The following is a 22,406-nucleotide window of genomic DNA, read 5'->3' as shown; positions in this document are numbered from 1 at the left end:
ATGGTGTTCTTTGGACATGCCACTTTTACATTATATTCCTCAAAGTTATAAGGAATAACTCATAAAAGCGTATAGTCTTATTTTAGTCGAATTAATGACAATAAAATAGCTCCAATAATTGGGGAGATGGACAATGCCATTAAGGCTGTTTGGTAATTGCCAGTAGCTGTTAATACTGTGGACAAAATGATAGGTGCTGTGAGTGCGCCAATTTGGTTAAATAGATTTACGAACCCTGCTGTGGTACCTCTTAGTTCTGGTGGTGCTGCTTGGATAATGATAGCATTGGTTAATGGGCTATACATAAATGCTCCCATACCTAATAGAGGGGCTGTAATGTATAACATATCTGGATTGGTTGTGTTCGCAAAGATTAGCAAAGCTGGAGAGAACAAAAACATAACGATGGCCGCTAAATAGTTACGTGGTAAAGAAATTCTATCTGAAATGAATCCGATAGTCGGTTTGGCAATCACTGCTGCAATACCGTAAATACTCATAATAGCGCCTGCAAAGATAGGTGTCACATGCAATTGTTTCACTAAATACAAGTTAGCCCAAGTGGTAACACCCCAAGTAGTGCCTGTTGCGAAAAATCCCATCACTGCTAACAATAAAATGTTGCGGTTTGTTCCTACAAAACGTAAGCTTTGTGCTAATGACATGCACCGTGGCTCTGTTCCTTGTACTTCTACTGTATGGTTCTTTCTGAAAGCTTGTACTTCTTTCACCGTAAACAAAGCTAAAAAGAATACTAGTAATGGCAATAAAGCGGTAATTAAAAATGCCATTTGCCATCCGTAATGAACAGCCACAAATGGTGCATATCCGTTAACCACGGTAATCCCAAATGATGTACAACTCATGAAAATACCTACAGCGGTACCACGTTGTTCTGCACTGAAATGCTCTCCAATAGCTTTCAAACAAGCAGATTGTACAGGGCCTGATACAATACCTAATAAGAAGCGCAACACTAAGCCATATTCATAACTTTGCACAGTACTCATAAGCCCCGTTACAATAGCCATAGCCACTAAACTACCTAAGATAGATTTACGATAGCCAAATCGATCCGCTAACAGCCCTCCTGGTAATACAGTCAATGCATAACCAAAATAAAAAGCCGTCAAATACGACGTTCCTTGTTGCGCTGTAAAATGTAACGCTTCATTTACGATTGGCATCAACGATGACCATGATAAGCGCATCACAAAACTTAACAAAAACGTTAACCACAAAGTCAGTAGTATACCTGTTTGTGTAAGAGTAAACCCTTTCTTCATGTAATACCTCCTATGGAATGCCACAAACCTATTTATACAGATTTAATCTGCATAAAATTATAACATATGCACTTTAATCTCACATCTGTATTCTTTAATTATACTTTGACTGATTCCATAGTGTAAAGCTAGTATGACAGCATACTACAATAATTCATGCGTATCTCATAACACCTATTCTTCAGAGTATTTGAAAAAACTCTTCTAAAATAAGCACTACAAATATACATCATATTCTGATTGACAAAAGGTCTAGTTCAATGATAGACTATACCTAGTTTTTATATTTGGAGAGGTGTCCGAGTGGTTTAAGGAGCTGGTCTTGAAAACCAGTGACTCCGCAAGGGGCCGTGGGTTCGAATCCCACCCTCTCCGCCACAATAAGCTGTTATCAACATGATAACAGCTTTTTTATTTCCCCGTAGAATCGCAGTTCTGCGTAGTAGCCCTGTGGCGCTCCTTACTATCTACATTACATAAACTCAAGAAGAGCACGGTGTGCTGTAAACAAACTATGATAATGTCACGTTCATTTATATCATAATTACATATGCCCTAAAAGAGCACGGCATGTTCCTGAAGAAACATTATGAAATACCGTTTCTGAAAGAATGTGCCGTGCTCTTTCCCCCGTAGAATCGCAGTTATGCGTAGTAGCCTCGTGGCGACCCTTACTATCTACATGACACAAACACAAGAAGAGCACGGTGTGCTCCGAACAAACATTATGAAATACCGTTTGTGAGGAGTATACCGTGCTCTTCCTTTTTATCATATTCAATTAATAACGCCACAGGCTACATAGGGGAGCAAGATTAGTCTTTGAGTTCCGCATTTCCAAGTCCTGTTTTACGGAAGATAGCAAAGATAACGCTCAATAAGATGGCTGTTACTGTTGCCAATCCCATACCTTGCAGTACCACTGGGCCGATTGCTAATTTAGCACCGCTCAAGCCGATAACTAGTACTACAGAGGTTAAAATTAGATTAGAAGATTTTGTATAATCCACTTTACGTTCTACCAACATACGTAAACCAGAGGCAGCGATGATACCGAATAATAAAATACTTACACCACCCATTACTGGAACTGGGATAGCATGGATTAAAGCTGCAACTTTACCAACGAAGGAGAACAAGATAGCAAGTACTGCTGCACCAGCGATAACGAAGGTACTGAATACACGTGTAATCGCCATAACACCGATATTTTCTCCATATGTTGTATTCGGTGTAGCACCAAATAAACCGGATAACACATTAGATAAACCATCTGCAAATAAAGAACGGCTCAATCCTGGATCTTTCATTAAATCACGACCAATGATATTACTTGTTACTACAATATGACCCACATGTTCTGCAAATACTACGAATAAAGCTGGCATAACCATTAGGATAGCATTGATATTAAATTCTGGCTCATAGAATTGAGGGAATGCAAACCAAGGAGCATTGGCTACGCTTGCGAAATCTACTACTCCCATGATTGCAGCAGCTACATAGCCAGATACCACACCAATTAATACTGGAATCACTGCAAAGAATCCACGGAATAATACGGTGCCCAAGATTGTCACAGATAAGGAAAATAAGGATAAAAATAACGCTTGCTCATGAGTCATGCCAAAGCTTTGCCATTGATCTCCAATGATACCTGCCATACCCATAGCTACAGGGGCAACTTCTAAACCGATAACCGCAACAATCGCGCCCATTGCGGCAGGAGGGAATAATACATCAATCCATTTAATACCAATGAATTTAACTAACAAAGCCAATAGCATAAAAGACACACCAAAGGCAATAAAACCACCTTGTGCTGCTCCATAGGTCATGCCAGAGGCTACCACAGCACCTACTGGTCCAATGAAAGCAAAGCTAGAACCTAAATAGGAAGGAATCTTTCCTTGACAAATTAATACGTATAAAATAGTTCCAATACCGTTCATGAACAGGGACGTCGCTGGGTCAACTTTCAATAAGAATGGTACTAATACAGTAGCCCCAAACATAGCAAATAAATGCTGAAAACTAAGTGGCAATAACTTAGCGAAAGACGGGCGTTCGTGAACATCAATAAAATCTTTCATGGTGCATCTCTTTCTGTGTGAATCACACTTAAAACATTAAGACTTAGGTTGAAAACGATGGCGCGTTTCTTCGCCAATGGACGGCAAATGACGTGTCGTTCCTATTTGTTTGCGTGCATATTCATTACGGCGCGCAATATTTAATAATATTCCTATGACAGCAAAATTTGTCACCAAAGAGGATCCCCCATAACTGATAAATGGTAAAGGTACCCCCGTTACTGGTAGCATTCCCACCACCATAGCAATATTAAAAAATGCTTGAATTGTAATAAAAAATGTAAGACCTACCGCTAATACTTGACCTAATAAATCTCTAGATTGACGAGCAATGGAAAGTCCATATTTTGTAAACCAAAGAAATAAAAAGATAACCAAGCACACACCTAATAAGCCAAATTCTTGTGAGAAAATAGAAAAAGCAAAGTCTGTATGAGCCTCTGGCAAATAATTATATTTGGAAATTCCCTTTGTAAAGCCTTCGCCCCAAAATCCACCAATCGACACACTCAGTATGCTCTGTGTCACTTGATATCCATTAGCTGTAGTATCTGACCATGGATCATAATAGGCACGAACCCGATCCAGTCGATAGGACACAAAAGCAATTAAGGGATACGCAATAGCTAGTACAACACCAAATGCTATACCTAGATATTTCCTATGCCCTTTATAATAGCCTACGCAAAAGGTCATGATCACGGGAAAACTGAAAATTAATACAGCTGTTCCCATATCTGGTTGAAACATAGTAATGAAAGCATACACAAAAGGAACTGTAAATACAGCTGGCACTAATAAGTTAGGGTGAAATATCCCCGGTGTACCTCGCAGGGCCTTCCACAGGGCATTTAGTTTTCCTATGACACGATTCCACCAACTCCAAAGTCCATGTAACCGTGTATTCCCACCCCAATCATAATATTCATACAAGTACATTCTCCCATGCTTTTTCACATGTCTATCAATACTATAGGCCGCCCAAATAATAGCTGCTAGTTTAGCAAATTCAGATGGCTGTAATGTCATTCCATAAGGCAATCCAATCCAACGTCGCGCACCATTAGCGCCATGCCCTAAGAAGGGTAAAAATACAATGAGCAACAAAAAGAGTAAAAACAAAAACATCTTTAGTTGTACCTTTGAGTCTGCCCATTTACGGTAATCAAACAAATAGAATCTCCAGGCTACAAGAATACCAGCCCCTAGAAAGACTAGTTGTTTACCTAATAAGAACCAAAATGGTTTCCAATTATCTCCCCCTTGTAGGGTCGTAGTATAGGTAGCACTGTAACCATTAAAAAATCCTATTAAAATAATCCCAAAAAGAGGCACTAATATACCTTGTCCATCATGCTTAATAATACTACGATAAAAAGATCGAATATTTTGCCATACACTAGATGATGGCTTAGATGAAGTATGACTATTTTCCTGCATCTGTCGTATCACTTCCTTTAGCTGGCTTAATAGCCTCTAAGCGGAAAATTGGCTGCCCTTTGGCACTAAATTTTTCCTCATATTCTGTGCGCACATTAGGCATATCCGTACTATGTAAATCATAACTTACATTTTTTAATGTCCAACCAGAGTTTGTAAACTCCTCCAAAGAGAACATAAACAAGCCTTCATTATCTGTTTTAAAGTGGATTTCTCCATTTTCCTTCAACAATCGTGCATATCGATCTAGGAAGGTGTGATAGGTCAATCGACGTTTCGCATGCTTAGCTTTTGGCCATGGATCACAGAAGTTAATATAGAACCGGTCTACCTCTCCTGGTGCTACTACTTCTTCAATCCCCGCAATATCAAATAAGCTCACTTTACCATTCTCAGCTTGTTGTTCAAATAACTTTTGAGCGGCATAGTATAGCACTCCAATTTGCACTTCAAAGCCCACAAAATTTGCTTCTGGATGGGCTTCACACATACCAGCAATGAACTTGCCTTTTCCCGTCCCTAATTCCATATATAAAGGTTTAGATGGATCTGCAAAACTTTCACGCCATTTTCCCTTGAAAACTTCGTGATTCTCTAGTACAGTATATGTATTATATTCTAGGATTGCTTCATCAATCCATGGTTTTCTACGTAAACGCATACTATCTCCTTTTATAACAATCTTATCCTTACTATTATAGTACATCATCTGTTCTATGTCAGTACTCACTTATAATTTTTTTATTTCCATGAAAGGTTTCCTATGAAAGCATTAGTATTATCCAGTGGCGGGGTAGATTCCACCACTTGCTTAGCTATGGCCATCGACGCCCTTGGCTCAGACAATGTGAGCGCCTTGTCCATTTGGTATGGGCAAAAGCATAAAAAAGAATTAGATTCCGCCAAAGCCATTGCCAACTATTATGGTATTCCTCATTATGAACTGGACCTGACTCAGGTAATGTCCTATTCCAACTCGTCCCTCTTATCTTCTTCTACTGAAAGCATCGATCACCGTACCTATGGTGAACAAATTGCCCAAACCGGCTCAGTATCCACCTATGTGCCGTTCCGAAATGGCTTAATCTTATCCATGGCGGCTAGTCTAGCTCTCAGTCTATATCCAGAGGAAGAAGTGACCATCTATATCGGCGCCCATGCTGATGATGCTGCAGGCAATGCGTACCCAGACTGTCGACCTGACTTCAACCATCATATGAATGAAGCCATTTACATCGGTTCTTATAACAAAGTGCGCCTCTATGCTCCTCTCAATGATATGAACAAATCCCAAGTCATACAAGAAGGATTGCGTTTACAGGTTCCTTACCACCTTACCTGGTCTTGTTATGAAGGCGGCTCTACCCCATGCCATACATGTGGCACATGCCGTGATAGAGAACAAGCTTTCACTGATAATGGTATGGTAGATCCATTATTACAATAGAAATAACACAAAAAAGCTATTCAACCTTTTTGGATTGAATAGCTTTTATCCTTCTTTAGTCACTTCGATTACCTGACTGGAATTAGCATCAATAACAACATGCATAATGTCACCGTTCACATCTAATACCATATGGTATCTAGCCACATATTCTTTTGTTTCAAGTTCCCATCGTATTAGACGAGCACTACTACCTAAAATAGTAATAGCCACTTGCTTTGCCTCATCAGGATTAATTACATTTCCTAAGTCGATAGCTGTAGATTCTTTTAAATTTTCTGGTGCTGTATCTACTTCTGCACTTAGAACTTGGCCAGTGGTTGCATCAATCATCACACTATGACCAGCCTCCGAAGAAACACCTGCTACTTCGTAGCTTTTGCGTCCATCTTGTTCTGCAAAGGTTATCCCTTTAATTTGCGCCGTTGGATATTGTTTTTTATACAGATTAACTGCCCCTTTGGCATCTACCATAATAGGGTCAGGTCCATCATTAGCTTCTACCTTATCTGTTGTGGGCACAACTTTTGTTTCTGGTAAAGCCACCTTTTTTAGCTTAACAGTGTCCGCATCCATCGATGTGGACTCCATAGATATACTATTTTGCTTGGCATTATACCAATACCATGTGCCTACTGCAGCAGATATAATAGCACAAATACTCAGGATACCTATGATTATTTTTCGTCTCATATTACATCCTTTATATACACTAATTAGTCTCTGAATCAGTATACACTATAATTATGAACATAATATGAACCAAATGCTCATACTTTTACAATATATCGTAATACACCATAACTAATTTCATAGAGTAAAATCATAGGTCCCGCAATCATAGTTTGTGATAACATATCTGGGGTCGGAGAAATAGCTGCACCGATAATAAAAGCCAAGAGAATAAACATTTTCCTATATTCCCGTAATCGATCAGATGAAAGAATACCCAGTACACCCAAAGCAATCAAAATAAGCGGCAGTTCAAACGTAATTCCGAAGGGTAAAATAAAGGCAATCACAAAATCGATATATTGCCCTATAGAAAATAATGGTTGTAATTCATCTGTACCAAAGCCAATAAAAAACTGAATAGCCATAGGCAATACTAAGTAATATGAAAATAGTACACCTACCACAAATAAGACCACCGCTGTAGGCACCACCATAAAAGTGACCTTCTTCTCGCCTTTCGACAAGGCCGGTACAATGAAAGCCCAAATCTGATAAAACCATACAGGACTAGATACAATACAACCTGCTACTAAGGAAATCTTCATATATGTAAAAAAGGCTTCTGTTGGTTTTGTATAATATAATTTTCCTGCTGGTGCCACTAAAATTTGCAGAATATCTTCCACATAATAGTACGCCCCCAAGGTACCTATAATAATTGCCACTATAGCGATTACTAAACGTGTGCGAAGTTCACTTAAGTGATCCACCACAGACATGGAGGACGCCTCTTGCATAAGTTTCGCTTCTGTTTCTGTATAGGTATCCTGTTGCAACAAGGCGTCTTGCTCTACCTGTTGTTGAGCAAGACGCTTTCTTTGTTCTATGACACTATTCAAGGATGGACGTTTGGCACTCATTTCAAAGTTTTTTACTTGAAATTCTTTCATACTACACCTTACGGTTCGACAATTTCTCAAGAACAGTTTGCAAAATATCTTTTCCTTTGAAAGATGGTAGTTGTTGTAGGGCTGTCTCCGCTTGTTTACGATATGTTGCCTCAAGAGCTAAGGCTTGATCGATACCACCTTTAGCCGTCACATACTCCATCAATTCCTTTGTATCTTTTCCATTGCGAATGTCTTCAATCATATTCGTTACATGCGTTGTATTGTCAGGAGTTACGACAGACAATAAAGGATAGGTCAAAATACCTTCTTTTACATCTTTACCGACTGGCTTACCTGTAGTGACTGTTTGCTCACGATAGTCCATTACGTCATCAGTAATTTGGAAAGCCATGCCTAAACCATGACCATAGGTGCGCAATAATGAAATATGCTCCTCTGACCATCCACCAAGAATGCCACCTAATGCTAAGCAACCTTCAATGAAATCTGCTGTTTTCTTTTGTGTTTTTAGTAGGTATCTTTCTGTACCTTGATCTAATCGGTACACATCTTCCATTTGCATAAATTCGCCTTCTACCAAGGCAGAAATAATTTCAGAAAAAATGGTTAAACATGGAATGGACCCGATTTCAGCTACAATACCAAATGCTTTAGCAAATAAATAGTCTCCACTAAGAATCGCCACTTTATTGCCTTTTGTGCAATGAATAGACGTAACTCCTCGGCGTACTTCTGCTTGGTCTAACACATCATCATGAATGAGTGTAGCCAAGTGCAGCATCTCAATAGCTGCCGCCATACGCACTCTATCTTCTTGATTAGAATCTCCACTCAAAGCAATCAACAAACACAATTGCGCCCGTAATCGCTTGCCGCCCCCTGCGGAAAGAGGACGAATGAGTGCATTAAAATCTTCTGCACCAGTTTGTAGAGATTGTTGCAAATATGTTTCTACACGCTCTAAATCTTTAGATACGCGCAGTTTCATTTGTGCATCTGTAAGAATACTCATTCCTCTTCCCCCAATAAGACTGCATTAATACGTGCTAATAAACGATCACGACCTGTATGCTTTAAAGAGCTGTACAAAATTGGTGGATACCCTGTTGGGTATCGCTCTTCAATAGTTTTTAACTGTTTTTGTCGCTCATTCATTTTTAACTTATCCGCTTTTGTTACCACAATTTGTAAAGGTACTCCGTGTGATTGCAACCAATCAAAGGCCTCCTGGTCAATGGGCAACTCTGGATGACGCCCATCAATGAGTAAACAAAGTAGCATCATCCGTTCGCTTTGTAAAATGTAATTAGCAATAAAAGAAGACCAAATATTCGTATTGGAGCCACCTGTTTTAGCATATCCATACCCTGGCAAATCCACTAAGAACCAATCAAAACGACGTTCCATATCATCTGGTAAATCTTCTTTTGATTCTATACTAAAAAAGTTGATCGTTTTCGTTTTACCCGGCGTACCACTGACCAGTGCTAATCCTCTATAATTACATAAAGAGTTAATCAAAGAAGATTTTCCCACATTGGATCGTCCCAAGAAGGCGATTTCAATGGTATCACCTTCTGGGTATTGATCCGCCTTCACCGCAGACGCTATATATTTTGCTGCGATGATGCGTGGACCTGTTATCTCTTTTCTAGTATACACTGGTTTTGGATGGCGTTTTACTGCTGGTTTTTTCTTCATAGTAATGCCTTTTCTAATACTTGTTCCATCGTTTTTACAGGAGTAATAAGCAATCCTTCTTTTACGATATCTGGTAAGTCTTGAATATCCTTTTTATTACCTTCAGGAATAAGCACTTCTTTCACTCCATAGCGAAGTGCAGCTAATAATTTTTCTTTTAAACCACCGATTGGCAAGACTCTACCACGTAAAGTAATTTCACCTGTCATGGCAATATCAGATCGTACTTTTCTACCGGTTAACGCAGATACAATAGCCAAGGTCATCGTAATCCCTGCAGATGGGCCATCTTTAGGCGTAGCCCCTTCTGGTAAGTGCACATGAATATCCAGTTCCTTATGGAATTTTTCTGGCAATTTCAATTCTTTTTGACGATGACGAATGTAGGACATAGCCGCTTGACCAGATTCTTGCATCACTTTGCCTAAACTACCGGTTAAATTTAATTTCCCTGTGCCTTGCATAGTTGTCGCTTCACATGGCAATACCACGCCACCTACAGAGGTCCAAGCAAGACCATATACAAGACCTGCTTGAGCTTGTTTTTCACGAGACTCTTCTACAAATTTAGGGGTACCTAAATAATCTTCCAAATTCTTTATCGTTACTTTTGGTGCTTTTTCACCTTCTGTAACCACAGCAAATGCCAATTTACGGCAAATTTTAGCAATTGTTTTTTCTAGGGTCCGTACACCAGCTTCACGAGTGTATTCTGAAATCACACGTTTTAACACGGCATCGGATAGTTTCACTCCTTGCTCTTGTAAACCATGTTTTTCAATTTGTTTTGGCACTAAGTAGCGTTTAGCAATTTCTAGTTTTTCTTCCTCTGTATAGCTGCTGAGCTCGATGATTTCCATACGATCCAATAATGGTCTAGGAATATTCCCTGCTACATTAGCAGTGGTAATCCAAAATACATCAGAGAAGTCAAATGGAATTTCAATGTAATGGTCACTGAATGTACTGTTTTGTTCAGGGTCCAACACCTCTAATAAGGCAGAGGATGGATCCCCTTTATAATCAGACGCTAACTTATCAATTTCATCAAGCAAGAATACAGGGTTTCGAGTACCAGCGTTCTTTAGTCCTTGAATCATACGACCAGGCAAGGCGCCTACATAGGTACGACGATGGCCACGAATTTCAGCTTCATCTCGAACACCACCTAAGGAAGCACGGATAAACTTACGATTCATTGCTTTTGCAATGGAACTAGCCAAGGATGTTTTACCCACCCCTGGAGGCCCTACTAAACATAAAATAGAACCGCCTTGTTTACCAGATAACTTGCGCACTGCCAAAAATTCTAGAATCCGTTTCTTGATTTTTTCTAAACCATAATGGTCACCATCAAGCACCTCGCTGGCTTCTTTCAATTCTAAGCGATCATCAGACAGTGTATTCCAAGGGAGCTGCAATAACCAATCAATATAATTACGCAAAATATTGGATTCTGGCATCATTTGTGGCATACGACTATATCGCGTAATCTCTTTGTCGATACGATTATGGATATCCTCTGGCAACTCTAGTTTCGCTAGCTCTTCTCGTAACTCTTCTGCCTCTTGATCAGGATCCATTTTGTCACCTAATTCATCATGGATAATACGAATCTTTTCACGCAAGAAATATTCTTTTTGTGCTTTTTCCATAGATTGACGAACTTGGTTATTGATAGAGTTTTCCATATCATTGATTTGCAGTTCTGTATTTAATACACCAACTACCATATTCAATCTACGGCTAACAGATAACTCTTCTAAAATGCTTTGACGCACCTTTGTTTGGATAGGTACAAGAAAGGCTACCTGATCTGCCCATTCACTAGCATCAGCACTGCCTAATACTTGGTCCAATCCTTCATCTGTTGTTGGTTTAATAACCTCTACCCATTGAGCAAATTTAGATTGCAAAATGCGACGATATGCTTCTTCTTCCATTGGGTCTTCATGAATAACCTCTAATGGTGTTACAACGGCTTCGTAAAAAGGTTCAGTACTTAGAATAGTATCAATGTTAACACGTGTCACACCTTCTACTAAAATACGAACTACACCACCTGGCAAACGAAGCATTTGATTTATTTTAACAATTGTCCCTACACGACCTAACTCTTCTAATGTAGGACTTTCGATACTTTCATCTTTTTGAGTAGATACCACTAAATATTGATCTTTATCCATAGCTGCCTTTACAGCTTGTACAGATGTAGTACGACCAATATCTAATTGTGTTACTACTTTGGGAAATACGACCATTCCACGTAAGGGAACCATCGGTAATGTCATAGGTTTAGTTTCCATTGAACCCCCAGTACTATATGATAAAAAGAAACCCATTCCGCCTATGAAATGAGTTTCTTTGCCTTTACTATCTGATTTCTTCAGCGTGGACTCATTTATTGAGTATTGGCTCTTCTTCGCCACGAACCGCTTTATCTGTTACGATGCATTCTTTTACATCTTTCATAGATGGTACTTCATACATCACACGTTTCATAACTTTTTCGATAATGGCCCGTAATCCGCGTGCTCCCGTATTGCGTTCTAAGGCTTCTTTCGCAATCTCATGGAGTGCATCTGATTCAAAGACTAATTTTACATCATCTAAAGACAGCATTTTTTCGTATTGCTTAGTCAATGCATTTTTAGGCTCTGTCAAAATTTTAATTAATGCCTCTTCATCAAGTGGGCTGAGCGTAACCATCACTGGCAATCGTCCGATAAATTCAGGAATTAATCCGAATTTTTGTAAATCTTCTGGTACGACTTCTTTTAAAATAGAGGCTACATCTTGTTCCTCTTTCTTTTGAATGTCTGCACCAAAACCTAATGTTTTTTTCGCAGTTCGTTTCGTGATCACTTTTTCCATGCCATCGAAAGCACCACCGCAAATAAACAAGATATTTGTTGTATCTAAGTGTAACATCTCTTGATTTGGATGTTTCCGTCCCCCTTGTGGTGGCACAGAGGCTACTGTTCCTTCTAGGATTTTCAGTAATGCTTGTTGTACCCCTTCACCAGATACATCACGAGTAATAGACGGATTTTCTGATTTGCGAGCAATTTTATCGATTTCATCAATGTAGATGATACCGCGTTCAGCTAGCTCTATATCATGGTCGGCAGCTTGGATCAGTTTAAGAAGAATATTCTCTACATCTTCCCCTACATAGCCTGCCTCTGTCAAACTAGTAGCATCTGCCATAGCAAATGGTACTTGTAACATTTTTGCTAATGTTTGAGCCAATAATGTTTTACCACTACCAGTAGGTCCAATAAATAATACATTGGACTTTTGTAGTTCCACATCATCGATGACATTATCATGTTGCAAACGTTTGTAATGATTATATACGGCTACAGCCAAGGAAACTTTAGCGTCATCTTGACCAATTACGTATTGATCAAGATGAGCTTTAATCTCTTTTGGAGTCGGGATATCGTTTAAATCAAACGTCTCCGGTAGTTCTTCAATTTTGTCTTCCTCAATAATATGTTGGCATACATCAATGCATTCATTACAAATGAATACATTAGGGCCCGCTATTAATCGTTCGACTTCTGTTTCTGCTCTACCACAAAAATTACAACGTCTTTCTTTATCGTCTTTATTCAAACCCCTGTCTCCTTATTTTTCTGTTGAAGATGGACGAGTTAACACTTCATCAATTAAGCCATATCGTTTTGCATCTTCTGCAGACATGAAATTATCACGATCTGTATCTTGTGCAATCACCTCAATAGGCTGACCTGTATGATGTGCTAACACGCCATTCAATTCTTCTCGCAAACGCAATATCTCACGAGCATGAATTTCAATTTCAGAAGCTTGCCCTTGGACACCGCCCAATGGTTGGTGAATCATAATACGAGAGTGAGGCAATGCATAGCGTTTACCAGGTGCTCCCGCTGTGAGCAACAATGAACCCATACTAGCCGCTGAGCCTACACAGATTGTAGACACATCAGGTTTAATGTACTGCATAGTATCGTAAATCGCCATACCTGCTGTTACCACACCACCTGGGCTATTGATGTATAAATGAATATCTTTATCTGGATCTTCAGATTCTAAGAACAGCAATTGCGCTACGATACTATTTGCTACCGTATCATCAATGGGGCCACTTAATAGAATAATTCGATCTTTCAATAGACGAGAATAAATATCGTAGGATCGCTCACCACGACCAGTTTGCTCTACTACGATTGGCACATACATAGACATCTAACACCTCTTATACATGTACCTGCATTAGCAATTATTCAGCTTTTTCAGCACCTTTAGCATTCTCTATGATGAAACGAGCTGCTTTTTTACGTGCTACAGAACTTGCTAACATAGATACACGACCTTCTTTTACAATGATATCGTATACTTCTTTAGGGTCAGCACCAAATTGTTGGGACATAGCAAAGATTTCATAGTTCATATCTTCTGGAGTAACTTGAACGTTTTCTGCTTTTGCAATTTCATCTAATACTAAGTCAGCGCGAACGTTTTCAGCTGCTGCGGCTTTATTTTCTTCACGTAATGCTTCGATAGTTTTGTTAGAGAATTTTAAGTAGTCTTCCAATTTCAAACCACGGCCTTCAAGATTCATTGCTAATTCTTGAACCATTTGCTCAGCACGGTCTTCAATCATGATTTCAGGAATATCTACTGTTGCATTTTTAACAGCTAGTTCCACTAAACCTGCATTGTATGCGTCAATAGCGCGACGTGCAGCATCATCTTCCATACGTTTGCGAAGATCTGCTTTGAATTCTTCTGCTGTATTGTATGCTGGTTCAGTTTTACCTTGACCTACAGATACGGAACGTACGAATTCATCAGTGATTTCAGGCAATTCTTTACGTTTAATATCATGGATATGACATTCAAATTTTGCTTCTTTACCAGCTAATTCTGCTACGAAATAGTCTTCTGGGAAAGAAACAGTGACAGTCACATCCTCACCAGCTTTGTGACCGATTAATTGATCTTCAAAGCCAGGGATGAAGCTGCCAGATCCGATTTGTAATGGGTAGGATTTACCTTCACCACCATCAAATGCTTCACCATCGATGAAACCTTTAAAATCGATTGTTGCAAAATCATCCTTTTGTACAGTTGCATCTGCTGGGGCTGCTACCATTTTAGCTTGTTGGCTACGGATATTATTTAATTGTTCTTCTACTTGTTCGTCAGTAACAGTAGCATCTTGTTTTTCTACTTCTAAGCCTTTGTAGTCGCCTAATGTAACTTCTGGTTGTTTAACTACTGTAGCCTTGAAAATCAAATCTTTACCTTCTTCGAATTGTTCACGATCGATTTCTGGCTCACTAACAGGAATAATTTCATTTTCACGAAGTGCTTCTGTATAAGCACGACCTGCTAATAATTCAAACGCTTCTTCAGCGATAGCTTCTTTACCATAGTTCATTTCCAAAATTTTACGAGGTGCTTTACCTTTACGGAAGCCTGGAATATTAACTTGACCAGCGATGCGTTTTACAGCTTGTGCAAAGCCTTTTTTCACATCTTCCGCTGGAATTTCGATTGTAATAGATACCTTGTGCTGATCAACAGCAGTTACAGTTGCTTTCATGAAACTATTTCCTCCTTAGGGTATAGTACACCCAAATTATAAGTTTTAATATTGCATTCTTAATATTATCATAAAGTTGTCAATAGTGCAATTATTTCCCTATTTACCTTGTTCTTCAGCAATAAGTTTCATAATATCATGACGGCTTACCATACCAACTAGATGATATGCATCATCAACAACTGGTAAGTTTTTTAAATGCTTTTCTACCATAGCTCCTACAGTCACTTCTACTTCTGCATCTGCATAGGCAGTAATCACTTCTGTAGTCATGATTTCTTCAACATGAGTAGCCATTAATTTTTTAAATTGTCCATCGTATTCACCGATGCCACCATAATAAATATTAGCACCTAAGATATTGATATAATGTGGCGCATGAGGACGAACTTTTTTATACAACAAATCCCCTTCCGACACAATACCGATTAATTTATTCTCTTCATCTACGACAGCAATGGCTGTTAAATTGTGTTTTACCATCAATTTAGCTACATTTGTAATTTGTTCATCTTTACCAACAGTAATTGGATATTTGTTCATAATCTCTTGTAATGTCATGGTTAAATCCTCCTATTTCATATATACATATGCAGCAAAGATAGCAATCACTATCGCTGTTACAACCAAAATGGCAGTCAAACTTTTACGGTTACCACCATCGCCCCCTTCTTGAGTTCCGATGTGGTTTCCTTCCTCATCATAAGCATGACGATATTGCCCTTCTAAATCCACGTAATCTGTTACATCTTCTATTTTCGCTTGTTGACGTAATTCTTGCAATCGCTTTCTACGTTCTTCTACATCATTTGTTACAGAATGAACCTGTACTTTCATCACATCTTCTCGTAACCCTTCGAGGCGAGGTACCATTAATTGTAATCGTTCCACTAACAATTTATTGATATCTACACAAGTACTCAATGCTGTCTGATGTAGGAATAAAATATGCACAGTCTCCTCTTCAGATACAGTGTGCTTGCTCTCTAGCATAGCTTTTACCACATCTGTTTCCTTTGCAAGCATATCCACCACTGTAGAAATATAATAATCTACACGATCAAAAATTTTATTCAATTCTACATTCTGTTCTAATAATTCTTGTTTACGATGCAATAAATAGGCAGGATTACCACCAGAAGTTTCCATTTGATGAATCATATTAGCCATATCTATATAGGTATCTAAAACGGTACAAATCGTAGCTGTCACATTTTTATACTCACGTATATTATCCCTAACCATACTATGATGTTCGTCTAATGTCTCAGATTGCCCTATTTCTTTTAATTCGACAAAGAGCGCCTCATATCCTTGTACCAAATTTTGGATTTCACCTTCAATGGCAAGAATATCTTCCTTCCCTTCGGTTAATTCTGTTTTATAATGCCCAATAAATTCAGGATCCTCCAAGGGTAGTTCCTGTATATCCGCTGACACATAAGTAATTCCTTTTTCAATTGCACTTGCCATGCATATCTCCTTTCTTACCAATGATATGGTTCATTTCGATTAATTTTACAAGCTCTATATAATTGTTCCACCAGTACGAGACGCACCATTTGATGGGTGAAAGTCATGGGACTAATGGATAATTTCCACTGTGCCCGCTGTCGTAATTCTTCAGACACACCAAAGGCTCCACCAATACAGAATACCATCTCGCTATGTCCTTGCACTTCTAATTCACTAATTCGTTTTGCCAATTCCTCTGAGCTCATTTGTTTGCCGTACACATCTAGCAACACAACAAAGGCTTGGGGATTGCAATATTTCAATAACCGTTGCCCTTCATCATAGAGTGCTTTTTGCTTATCTGATGGGCTAGGTTTATCTCCTAATTTACTTTCCGGCAGTTCTGTAATCGTCACACCCCCATAGGGTTGCAATCGTTTAACAAATTCCGCCACCCCTTCCCGCAAATAAGGTTCTTTTAACTTTCCTATACAATAGATAGAAAATTTCATACTATCATATCTCCTAAGATGTTTACTATATTTCAAACTAAGGCGTTTTATGTATGATTAGATATACCAATCGAAGTATACTCTTTGGGATCCCCATGATATGCAGTAAATCCCATTTGCCCTTGTGTTTTACACCACTTTAACAAACGCTCTGATAATTGTTCTACTAAGTGGAGAGAATTATTCTGCTCTGAACGATGGGCAAAAATAACTTCCATATTCTTAGGTCGTCTCAAGGCTGATAATACTTTCATAGCCGTCATATTACATAGATGACCTGCATGACTCTTCACTCGACGTTTTAAATCTGGTGAGTATGGTCCATATAACAACATATGCTCATCATAGTTGGCTTCCAATACCAACAAATCTGTATCATGTAGATGCTCTAGCATCTCCTTTGATACCATGCCTGTATCCGTTAATAAAGCTGCTTTTGTCTGCCCTTTATAACAAGTGATACCAATGGGATCTACCGCATCATGACTCGTAGAAAATGGTTGCAACACCATATCTCCTATGGTTACTTCTTTCGTTCCTAACGTTTGAAAGCACTCCGCAGATACGCCAAATTTATCCATAAGACGCCGTGCTGTATTAGGTCTTGTGATAATAGGTAAACCCATTTGCTTAATCATTTGTGGTACCCCTACAATATGGTCAGAATGTTCATGGGTAATAACAATCCCTTCTACCATATGTTTGGGTATCTCTAAATCCTGCAAAGCATTAGTAATCCTTCGGCAACTAATCCCTGCATCAACAATCACTGCACTGTGAGAACTGCGAATAATGGTGCAATTCCCTTTACTACCGCTAGCTACGACATGAACTTCTAACTCTTTATTTTTTATCGTCATTGTTCCTAGCTTCTTTCTAATACATCTATGAAAGCTTTCATATTATCCGTCAAATCTGGCCCTCGGCGGAACATATCGCCTCCTACAAGGAACATGGTATCTTTGCCGTAAATGTTTACCAACTCTGGCAAACGTGCCTCAGTCACGCCACCACCTGGAGATGGACAAGACGATTTAATCGACGCCAATGGTCCACGATTACTATCACAAATTTGGCGACATAAGTCTGGTTTAAACGTAAATCGGCCACCATAAGACACAAAAATATTCATATCCCCGCCGAAAATACGTGGCAATAAGCCCATCCAAATCGTGGCGGCAATCCCTGATGTACCGGGTAATGTGAATCCACCCATCATAGCAGGATGCACGATGAGCGGCAAGTTCAAAGAATCATCGGTAGCCAATCGATGTAGCCAGCCAAATCCGATTAAGGAAGGGGCTACCATCAGAGCTGTAGCACCTGCTTCTTTCGCATAATGGGCCCGCTCTAGCACGTCTGTTCCATCCCCAGATACATTGGCTGCATAGAGGGTGTGATGACCACTTTTAGCATTCGCCTCCTGTACTGCATGGGCACATCGTGACACACGATCTTTGAAGGGAGAAAACGATTGATTCGTCAATCCATGGTCATCCTTAATCACATCGGCACCGCCCATAGTATAGGCATGACACATGCGAGCCAACTCTTCATTGGGTGTCCCCATAGGTTTAATTACGGCTTGAATCATGGGGCGAGTTGGGGTCTGGCATAATTCTCGAATGCCAGCTAAGCCGAACTTAGGCCCTGTAAACACATCTAGCAAACTAGGACTAAACTCAATATCCACTACCCAAATGTGTGGTTGTAGGGAAGAGTTGCCAAAGACTACATTTAAAAACTGTGTCACTTCCAATCCTGATGTCTCCACCGGGTAGGCAATCTTTGCCAAAAAACAATCTTCTTTTTCTTCCAAGGAAAGCAATTGTCCCACCATATGACGACGTGGGTCGCTTTCCCCTAATAATTCATAAGGAAATTCAATGGTTTGCTCCACCTGTATGGACCAAGCCACTTGCTTCGCCTCTTCATACGTTGGAACATGCAATGCATAGGTAACGGAAAATGTTTCCATCGGTAACTCCTTTCCCATCATTACAATATACTCTATTTTATCTTTTTATAATCAATCTGAAGGTCTGTTACCAAAATGCTACGGCAACAGTGTTTGAGAATCTGTTATCTGATTCTCTATCTTTATAGTATGACATAAGTTCTTATGAAATACTATGTCATACCTACAATTATACACTATATGCAACAAAAAAGAACCTATAATCGACTAGGTTCTTTTCTAAGAATATGGTACACTGTTACTATTATTTATTCTATCATTCCACTAGGTGTTGTAACCGCCTGTATGCACTCTTAAGAGCATCTATCCATATCAGTTGACACAACATCCTGACATTTGACATAGAAATACATGCATCATGTATCAGAAAGGACAATCTATGAACTGGAACAATTATCTTTCAACTATGACACAAACACTTCCCCCTTCTGGGATTCGTAAATTTTGGGAAAAAGCCATGGCTATGGACGATGTGATTTCTCTTTGCGTTGGGGAACCCGATTACATCCCACCACAACCTGTACTAGATGCACTGGTAGCCAGCGTGGAACGAGGGGAAACGAATTATTCCCCCAATGCAGGCATCTTGCCATTACGCGAAGCCATTAGCAATTGGTACAACCGCCGTTACCACGTATCTTACGGCACGGATGAAATGATGCTCACCATCGGTGCTAGTGAAGCCATCGATTTGTCTTTGCGTGCCCTCTTGAACGAAGGCGACGAGGTGTTAATCCCAAATCCATCCTACGTAGCTCACCAAGCAGAAGTTCACATGTGTGGTGGCAAAGCGGTTCCTGTACCCACACATTTAGAAGATGGCTTTAAACTTCGTGTAGAAGAATTGGAAAAGCTTGTGACAGAACAGACAAAAGTTATTTTAATGTGTTATCCAAGCAATCCTACAGGAGCCATCATGGACTACGAAGATCTATTACCTATTGCGGAGTTCGCGAAAGCCCATGACCTGATCGTCATCTCTGACGAAATTTACTCGGAACTCACCTACCACAAGGACCATGTATCTATGGCATCCTTGCCGGGCATGAAAGAGCGCACTATCATCTTAAACGGTTTCTCTAAGTCCTATGCCATGACAGGTCTTCGCATCGGCTTCCTTTGTGCACCTTCTGAGTTCATTACAGCTTGCATTAAATTGCACCAGTACAGCATCGTTGCACCTGCTACACCAGTGCAACACGCTGCCATCGTAGCTCTAAACGAATGCGATGACTCCGTTATCGCTATGCGTCAAGATTACCTAGAACGCCGTGACATGATCGTAAAAGGATTCCAAGATATGGGCTTACCGATTGCCGTTCCAGAAGGAGCTTTCTATGTGTTCCCTGACATCTCTCAAACTGGTCTGTCCGATGAAGATTTCTGTGAACAATTGCTAGAGCAACAACATGTAGCGGTTGTACCAGGCTCTGCCTTCGGCACCTGCGGTGCTAACCGCATTCGCTGTTCCTATGCATCCTCTAAGGAAACCATCCAAGAGGCATTACGAAGAATACAAATTTTCTTAACAACATTACAGAAGTAACCATAAAAGGGTTGTACCAACACTACTACGGTAGTTCGGTACAACCCTTTTTCTATCTCTTCGATATGTAATTAGGCACGTTCACAAGAGGCCGTCGTGATATACACAGAATTGTTTTCCACTTCTAGGAATCCCCCAAGTAGTATAAATTCTTCACGCTTGCCATCATGGTCAATGCGAATCGCCCCTGGCGCCAAAGCGCTCACTAAAGGTATATGATGCGGTTGGATACCAAACTCTCCATCAAGAGCTTTTCCTACCACCATAGTTGCATCTCCAGAAAACACTGTTTCATCAGGAGTAATAATTGTTACATGCATGGTACTCATAGATTATTCTCCTTTCCCTAACATGTCCCTTCCTTTGGCAACAGCTTCATCGATAGTTCCCACCATGTAGAAAGCACTTTCCGGTAAGTCATCATGTTTACCTTCTAGGATTTCACGGAAACCACGCAATGTTTCTTTCAATGGCACATATTTACCAGGACTGCCTGTAAATACTTCGGCTACGAAGAATGGTTGACTCAAGAAACGTTGAATTTTACGAGCACGAGCTACTGTCAATTTATCCGCTTCAGACAATTCTTCCATACCTAAGATAGCAATGATATCTTGTAAATCTTTGTATTTTTGAAGTACTTCTTGTACGCCACGAGCTACGGAGTAATGTTCTTCCCCTAATACTAATGGATCCAAGATACGGCTAGTGGAATCCAATGGATCCACAGCTGGGTAAATACCAAGTTCTGCAATGGAACGAGACAATACTGTAGTAGCATCCAAGTGAGCAAATGTCGCTGCTGGCGCTGGGTCAGTCAAGTCATCGGCAGGTACATATACGGCTTGTACAGACGTAATGGAACCTTCTTTTGTCGATGTAATACGTTCTTGTAAGGCCCCTACGTCATTGGCCAATGTTGGTTGGTAACCAACGGCAGATGGCATACGACCTAGCAAGGCAGATACTTCGGAACCAGCTTGGATGAAACGGAAAATGTTATCTACGAATAACAACACGTCTTGTTGTTGTACATCACGGAAATATTCCGCCATCGTCAAACCAGTTAAAGCTACGCGCATACGAGCTCCAGGAGGCTCATTCATCTGTCCATACACAAGCGCTGTTTTAGACAATACGCCAGACTCTTTCATTTCATTCCAAAGGTCATTCCCTTCACGGGTACGTTCACCAACGCCTGCGAATACGGAGTAACCACCATGTTCTGTAGCGATGTTATGAATCAATTCCATGATTAGAACTGTTTTACCTACACCGGCACCGCCAAATAGACCGATTTTACCACCTTTTACATATGGCGCAATTAAGTCTACGACTTTAATACCAGTTTCTAAAATATTAGTTTCTGGTGCTAATTCATCAAATTTTGGAGCCGCACGGTGAATTGGCCAATGTTCATTCACTTTCACTTCTGCTGGATCGTGGTCTACTGTTTCGCCTAATACGTTGAAAATACGACCTAGTACACCATCACCAACAGGAACGGAAATAGCGGCTCCTGTGTCCACTGCTTCCATACCACGAGTCAATCCATCAGTGGAACTCATAGCAACACAACGAACTGTGTCATCACCTAAATGTTGCATCACTTCTACAACAATCTTAGATGCTTGTTCGTCGCCTTTTGTAATAGTAATTGCGTTGTAAATAGCAGGCAATTCACCTTTTGGGAAGACTACGTCTACCACCGGTCCAATAACCTGAACTACTTTACCTATATTTGTACTCATATACGAGATACTCCT

At 39.9% G+C, this 22,406-nt stretch carries 21 protein-coding genes and 1 tRNA gene; 3 read left to right on the top strand and 19 right to left on the bottom strand.

What is annotated here, in order from left to right:
• Positions 1-77: 77 nt before the first annotated feature.
• Positions 78-1,286: an MFS transporter gene (locus EO112_RS05505; RefSeq protein ID WP_062401530.1), complete on the bottom strand. Its 1,209-nt coding sequence runs from the start codon at positions 1,284-1,286 to the stop codon at positions 78-80.
• A 289-nt stretch (positions 1,287-1,575) separates the two neighbouring features.
• Here EO112_RS05505 and EO112_RS05500 point away from each other — a divergent pair.
• Positions 1,576-1,664 (top strand) — tRNA-Ser (locus EO112_RS05500).
• A 437-nt stretch (positions 1,665-2,101) separates the two neighbouring features.
• Here EO112_RS05500 and uraA read toward each other — a convergent pair.
• The 3 genes from uraA to trmB are packed head-to-tail and all read right to left on the bottom strand — an operon-like array spanning position 2,102 to position 5,480.
• Positions 2,102-3,379: a uracil permease gene (uraA, locus tag EO112_RS05495; protein WP_127010962.1), complete on the bottom strand. Its 1,278-nt coding sequence runs from the start codon at positions 3,377-3,379 to the stop codon at positions 2,102-2,104.
• A gap of 36 nt (positions 3,380-3,415) precedes the next feature.
• Entirely contained in the window at positions 3,416-4,819 is a 1,404-nt protein-coding gene (locus EO112_RS05490; RefSeq protein ID WP_009353268.1) for an FtsW/RodA/SpoVE family cell cycle protein, read from the bottom strand.
• Positions 4,806-5,480, bottom strand: coding sequence for a tRNA (guanosine(46)-N7)-methyltransferase TrmB (gene trmB / locus EO112_RS05485; protein ID WP_009353360.1), 675 nt, complete (start codon positions 5,478-5,480; stop codon positions 4,806-4,808). The genes EO112_RS05490 and trmB overlap by 14 nt, the downstream gene beginning before the upstream one ends.
• Positions 5,481-5,582: 102 nt before the next feature.
• Here trmB and queC point away from each other — a divergent pair, with 102 nt between their 5' ends.
• Positions 5,583-6,266, top strand: a complete 684-nt coding sequence (queC, locus tag EO112_RS05480) for a 7-cyano-7-deazaguanine synthase QueC (RefSeq protein ID WP_127010964.1) — start codon at positions 5,583-5,585, stop codon at positions 6,264-6,266.
• A 45-nt stretch (positions 6,267-6,311) separates the two neighbouring features.
• Here queC and EO112_RS05475 read toward each other — a convergent pair whose 3' ends face one another.
• The 13 genes from EO112_RS05475 to EO112_RS05415 all read right to left on the bottom strand — a co-directional run bounded on the left by EO112_RS05475 (position 6,312) and on the right by EO112_RS05415 (position 19,094).
• Positions 6,312-6,959, bottom strand: a complete 648-nt coding sequence (locus tag EO112_RS05475) for a PepSY domain-containing protein (RefSeq protein ID WP_127010965.1) — start codon at positions 6,957-6,959, stop codon at positions 6,312-6,314.
• A 77-nt stretch (positions 6,960-7,036) separates the two neighbouring features.
• A complete protein-coding gene (gene tatC / locus EO112_RS05470; protein WP_062401520.1) occupies positions 7,037-7,891 on the bottom strand; it encodes a twin-arginine translocase subunit TatC in 855 nt (284 codons plus the stop codon).
• A 1-nt stretch (position 7,892) separates the two neighbouring features.
• The gene (locus tag EO112_RS05465) at positions 7,893-8,864 is read right to left on the bottom strand and encodes a polyprenyl synthetase family protein (protein ID WP_127010966.1); all 972 of its coding nucleotides are present in this window, start codon (positions 8,862-8,864) and stop codon (positions 7,893-7,895) included.
• Positions 8,861-9,553: a ribosome biogenesis GTP-binding protein YihA/YsxC gene (gene yihA, locus EO112_RS05460; RefSeq protein WP_009353280.1), complete on the bottom strand. Its 693-nt coding sequence runs from the start codon at positions 9,551-9,553 to the stop codon at positions 8,861-8,863. The genes EO112_RS05465 and yihA overlap by 4 nt, the downstream gene beginning before the upstream one ends.
• Positions 9,550-11,859: an endopeptidase La gene (gene lon, locus EO112_RS05455; protein WP_127163337.1), complete on the bottom strand. Its 2,310-nt coding sequence runs from the start codon at positions 11,857-11,859 to the stop codon at positions 9,550-9,552. Before lon ends, yihA begins: the two co-directional genes overlap by 4 nt.
• Before the next feature lie 91 nt (positions 11,860-11,950).
• On the bottom strand, positions 11,951-13,174 hold the full coding sequence (clpX, locus tag EO112_RS05450) for an ATP-dependent Clp protease ATP-binding subunit ClpX (protein WP_127163335.1): 1,224 nt from the start codon (positions 13,172-13,174) through the stop codon (positions 11,951-11,953).
• Positions 13,175-13,186: 12 nt separating this feature from the next.
• Entirely contained in the window at positions 13,187-13,780 is a 594-nt protein-coding gene (gene clpP, locus EO112_RS05445; protein ID WP_197413483.1) for an ATP-dependent Clp endopeptidase proteolytic subunit ClpP, read from the bottom strand.
• A gap of 40 nt (positions 13,781-13,820) precedes the next feature.
• Complete coding sequence (gene tig, locus EO112_RS05440) at positions 13,821-15,149, bottom strand: trigger factor (RefSeq protein WP_009353430.1); 1,329 nt, start codon at positions 15,147-15,149, stop codon at positions 13,821-13,823.
• A gap of 99 nt (positions 15,150-15,248) precedes the next feature.
• Positions 15,249-15,710 (bottom strand): CBS domain-containing protein, encoded by a 462-nt coding sequence (locus tag EO112_RS05435; protein ID WP_009353341.1) that lies wholly within the window; start codon positions 15,708-15,710, stop codon positions 15,249-15,251.
• A gap of 12 nt (positions 15,711-15,722) precedes the next feature.
• Positions 15,723-16,622 (bottom strand): hypothetical protein, encoded by a 900-nt coding sequence (locus EO112_RS05430; RefSeq protein WP_127010968.1) that lies wholly within the window; start codon positions 16,620-16,622, stop codon positions 15,723-15,725.
• A gap of 14 nt (positions 16,623-16,636) precedes the next feature.
• Positions 16,637-17,116, bottom strand: a complete 480-nt coding sequence (gene rlmH, locus EO112_RS05425) for a 23S rRNA (pseudouridine(1915)-N(3))-methyltransferase RlmH (RefSeq protein WP_127010969.1) — start codon at positions 17,114-17,116, stop codon at positions 16,637-16,639.
• A gap of 47 nt (positions 17,117-17,163) precedes the next feature.
• The gene (locus EO112_RS05420; RefSeq protein WP_127163333.1) at positions 17,164-17,976 is read right to left on the bottom strand and encodes an MBL fold metallo-hydrolase; all 813 of its coding nucleotides are present in this window, start codon (positions 17,974-17,976) and stop codon (positions 17,164-17,166) included.
• A gap of 5 nt (positions 17,977-17,981) precedes the next feature.
• Entirely contained in the window at positions 17,982-19,094 is a 1,113-nt protein-coding gene (locus tag EO112_RS05415) for a RuBisCO large subunit C-terminal-like domain-containing protein (protein ID WP_127163331.1), read from the bottom strand.
• Positions 19,095-19,473: 379 nt separating this feature from the next.
• Between EO112_RS05415 and EO112_RS05410 the strand changes: the two genes are divergently transcribed.
• Positions 19,474-20,640 (top strand): pyridoxal phosphate-dependent aminotransferase, encoded by a 1,167-nt coding sequence (locus EO112_RS05410; protein WP_127163425.1) that lies wholly within the window; start codon positions 19,474-19,476, stop codon positions 20,638-20,640.
• 71 nt (positions 20,641-20,711) lie between these two features.
• Here the strand turns inward: EO112_RS05410 and atpC are convergent, their stop codons facing one another.
• The gene (atpC, locus tag EO112_RS05405) at positions 20,712-20,969 is read right to left on the bottom strand and encodes an ATP synthase F1 subunit epsilon (protein WP_127163329.1); all 258 of its coding nucleotides are present in this window, start codon (positions 20,967-20,969) and stop codon (positions 20,712-20,714) included.
• A 3-nt stretch (positions 20,970-20,972) separates the two neighbouring features.
• Positions 20,973-22,391, bottom strand: a complete 1,419-nt coding sequence (atpD, locus tag EO112_RS05400) for a F0F1 ATP synthase subunit beta (RefSeq protein WP_009353331.1) — start codon at positions 22,389-22,391, stop codon at positions 20,973-20,975.
• Between the last annotated feature and the right edge of the window lie 15 nt (positions 22,392-22,406).

Origin of the sequence: Veillonella sp. VA141, assembly GCF_003992175.1 — a bacterium.
Taxonomy (GTDB): domain Bacteria; phylum Bacillota; class Negativicutes; order Veillonellales; family Veillonellaceae; genus F0422.
The sequence above is the reverse complement of the archived record's forward strand: the minus strand, read 5'-3'. Positions and strand labels throughout refer to the sequence as shown.

Excerpts from the sequence above, each read along its gene's own strand:
- EO112_RS05475 (WP_127010965.1), bottom strand. The coding sequence starts at position 6,959 with ATGAGACGAAAAATAATCATAGGTATCCTGAGTATTTGTGCTATTATA.
- tig (WP_009353430.1), bottom strand. The coding sequence starts at position 15,149 with ATGAAAGCAACTGTAACTGCTGTTGATCAGCACAAGGTATCTATTACA.
- EO112_RS05410 (WP_127163425.1), top strand. The coding sequence starts at position 19,474 with ATGAACTGGAACAATTATCTTTCAACTATGACACAAACACTTCCCCCT.
- atpD (WP_009353331.1), bottom strand. The coding sequence starts at position 22,391 with ATGAGTACAAATATAGGTAAAGTAGTTCAGGTTATTGGACCGGTGGTA.
- EO112_RS05430 (WP_127010968.1), bottom strand. The coding sequence starts at position 16,622 with ATGGCAAGTGCAATTGAAAAAGGAATTACTTATGTGTCAGCGGATATA.
- EO112_RS05465 (WP_127010966.1), bottom strand. The coding sequence starts at position 8,864 with ATGAGTATTCTTACAGATGCACAAATGAAACTGCGCGTATCTAAAGAT.
- tatC (WP_062401520.1), bottom strand. The coding sequence starts at position 7,891 with ATGAAAGAATTTCAAGTAAAAAACTTTGAAATGAGTGCCAAACGTCCA.
- EO112_RS05490 (WP_009353268.1), bottom strand. The coding sequence starts at position 4,819 with ATGCAGGAAAATAGTCATACTTCATCTAAGCCATCATCTAGTGTATGG.
- clpP (WP_197413483.1), bottom strand. The coding sequence starts at position 13,780 with ATGTATGTGCCAATCGTAGTAGAGCAAACTGGTCGTGGTGAGCGATCC.
- lon (WP_127163337.1), bottom strand. The coding sequence starts at position 11,859 with ATGGAAACTAAACCTATGACATTACCGATGGTTCCCTTACGTGGAATG.
- EO112_RS05505 (WP_062401530.1), bottom strand. The coding sequence starts at position 1,286 with ATGAAGAAAGGGTTTACTCTTACACAAACAGGTATACTACTGACTTTG.
- EO112_RS05435 (WP_009353341.1), bottom strand. The coding sequence starts at position 15,710 with ATGACATTACAAGAGATTATGAACAAATATCCAATTACTGTTGGTAAA.
- trmB (WP_009353360.1), bottom strand. The coding sequence starts at position 5,480 with ATGCGTTTACGTAGAAAACCATGGATTGATGAAGCAATCCTAGAATAT.
- yihA (WP_009353280.1), bottom strand. The coding sequence starts at position 9,553 with ATGAAGAAAAAACCAGCAGTAAAACGCCATCCAAAACCAGTGTATACT.
- EO112_RS05415 (WP_127163331.1), bottom strand. The coding sequence starts at position 19,094 with ATGGAAACATTTTCCGTTACCTATGCATTGCATGTTCCAACGTATGAA.
- uraA (WP_127010962.1), bottom strand. The coding sequence starts at position 3,379 with ATGAAAGATTTTATTGATGTTCACGAACGCCCGTCTTTCGCTAAGTTA.
- rlmH (WP_127010969.1), bottom strand. The coding sequence starts at position 17,116 with ATGAAATTTTCTATCTATTGTATAGGAAAGTTAAAAGAACCTTATTTG.
- atpC (WP_127163329.1), bottom strand. The coding sequence starts at position 20,969 with ATGAGTACCATGCATGTAACAATTATTACTCCTGATGAAACAGTGTTT.
- EO112_RS05420 (WP_127163333.1), bottom strand. The coding sequence starts at position 17,976 with ATGACGATAAAAAATAAAGAGTTAGAAGTTCATGTCGTAGCTAGCGGT.
- queC (WP_127010964.1), top strand. The coding sequence starts at position 5,583 with ATGAAAGCATTAGTATTATCCAGTGGCGGGGTAGATTCCACCACTTGC.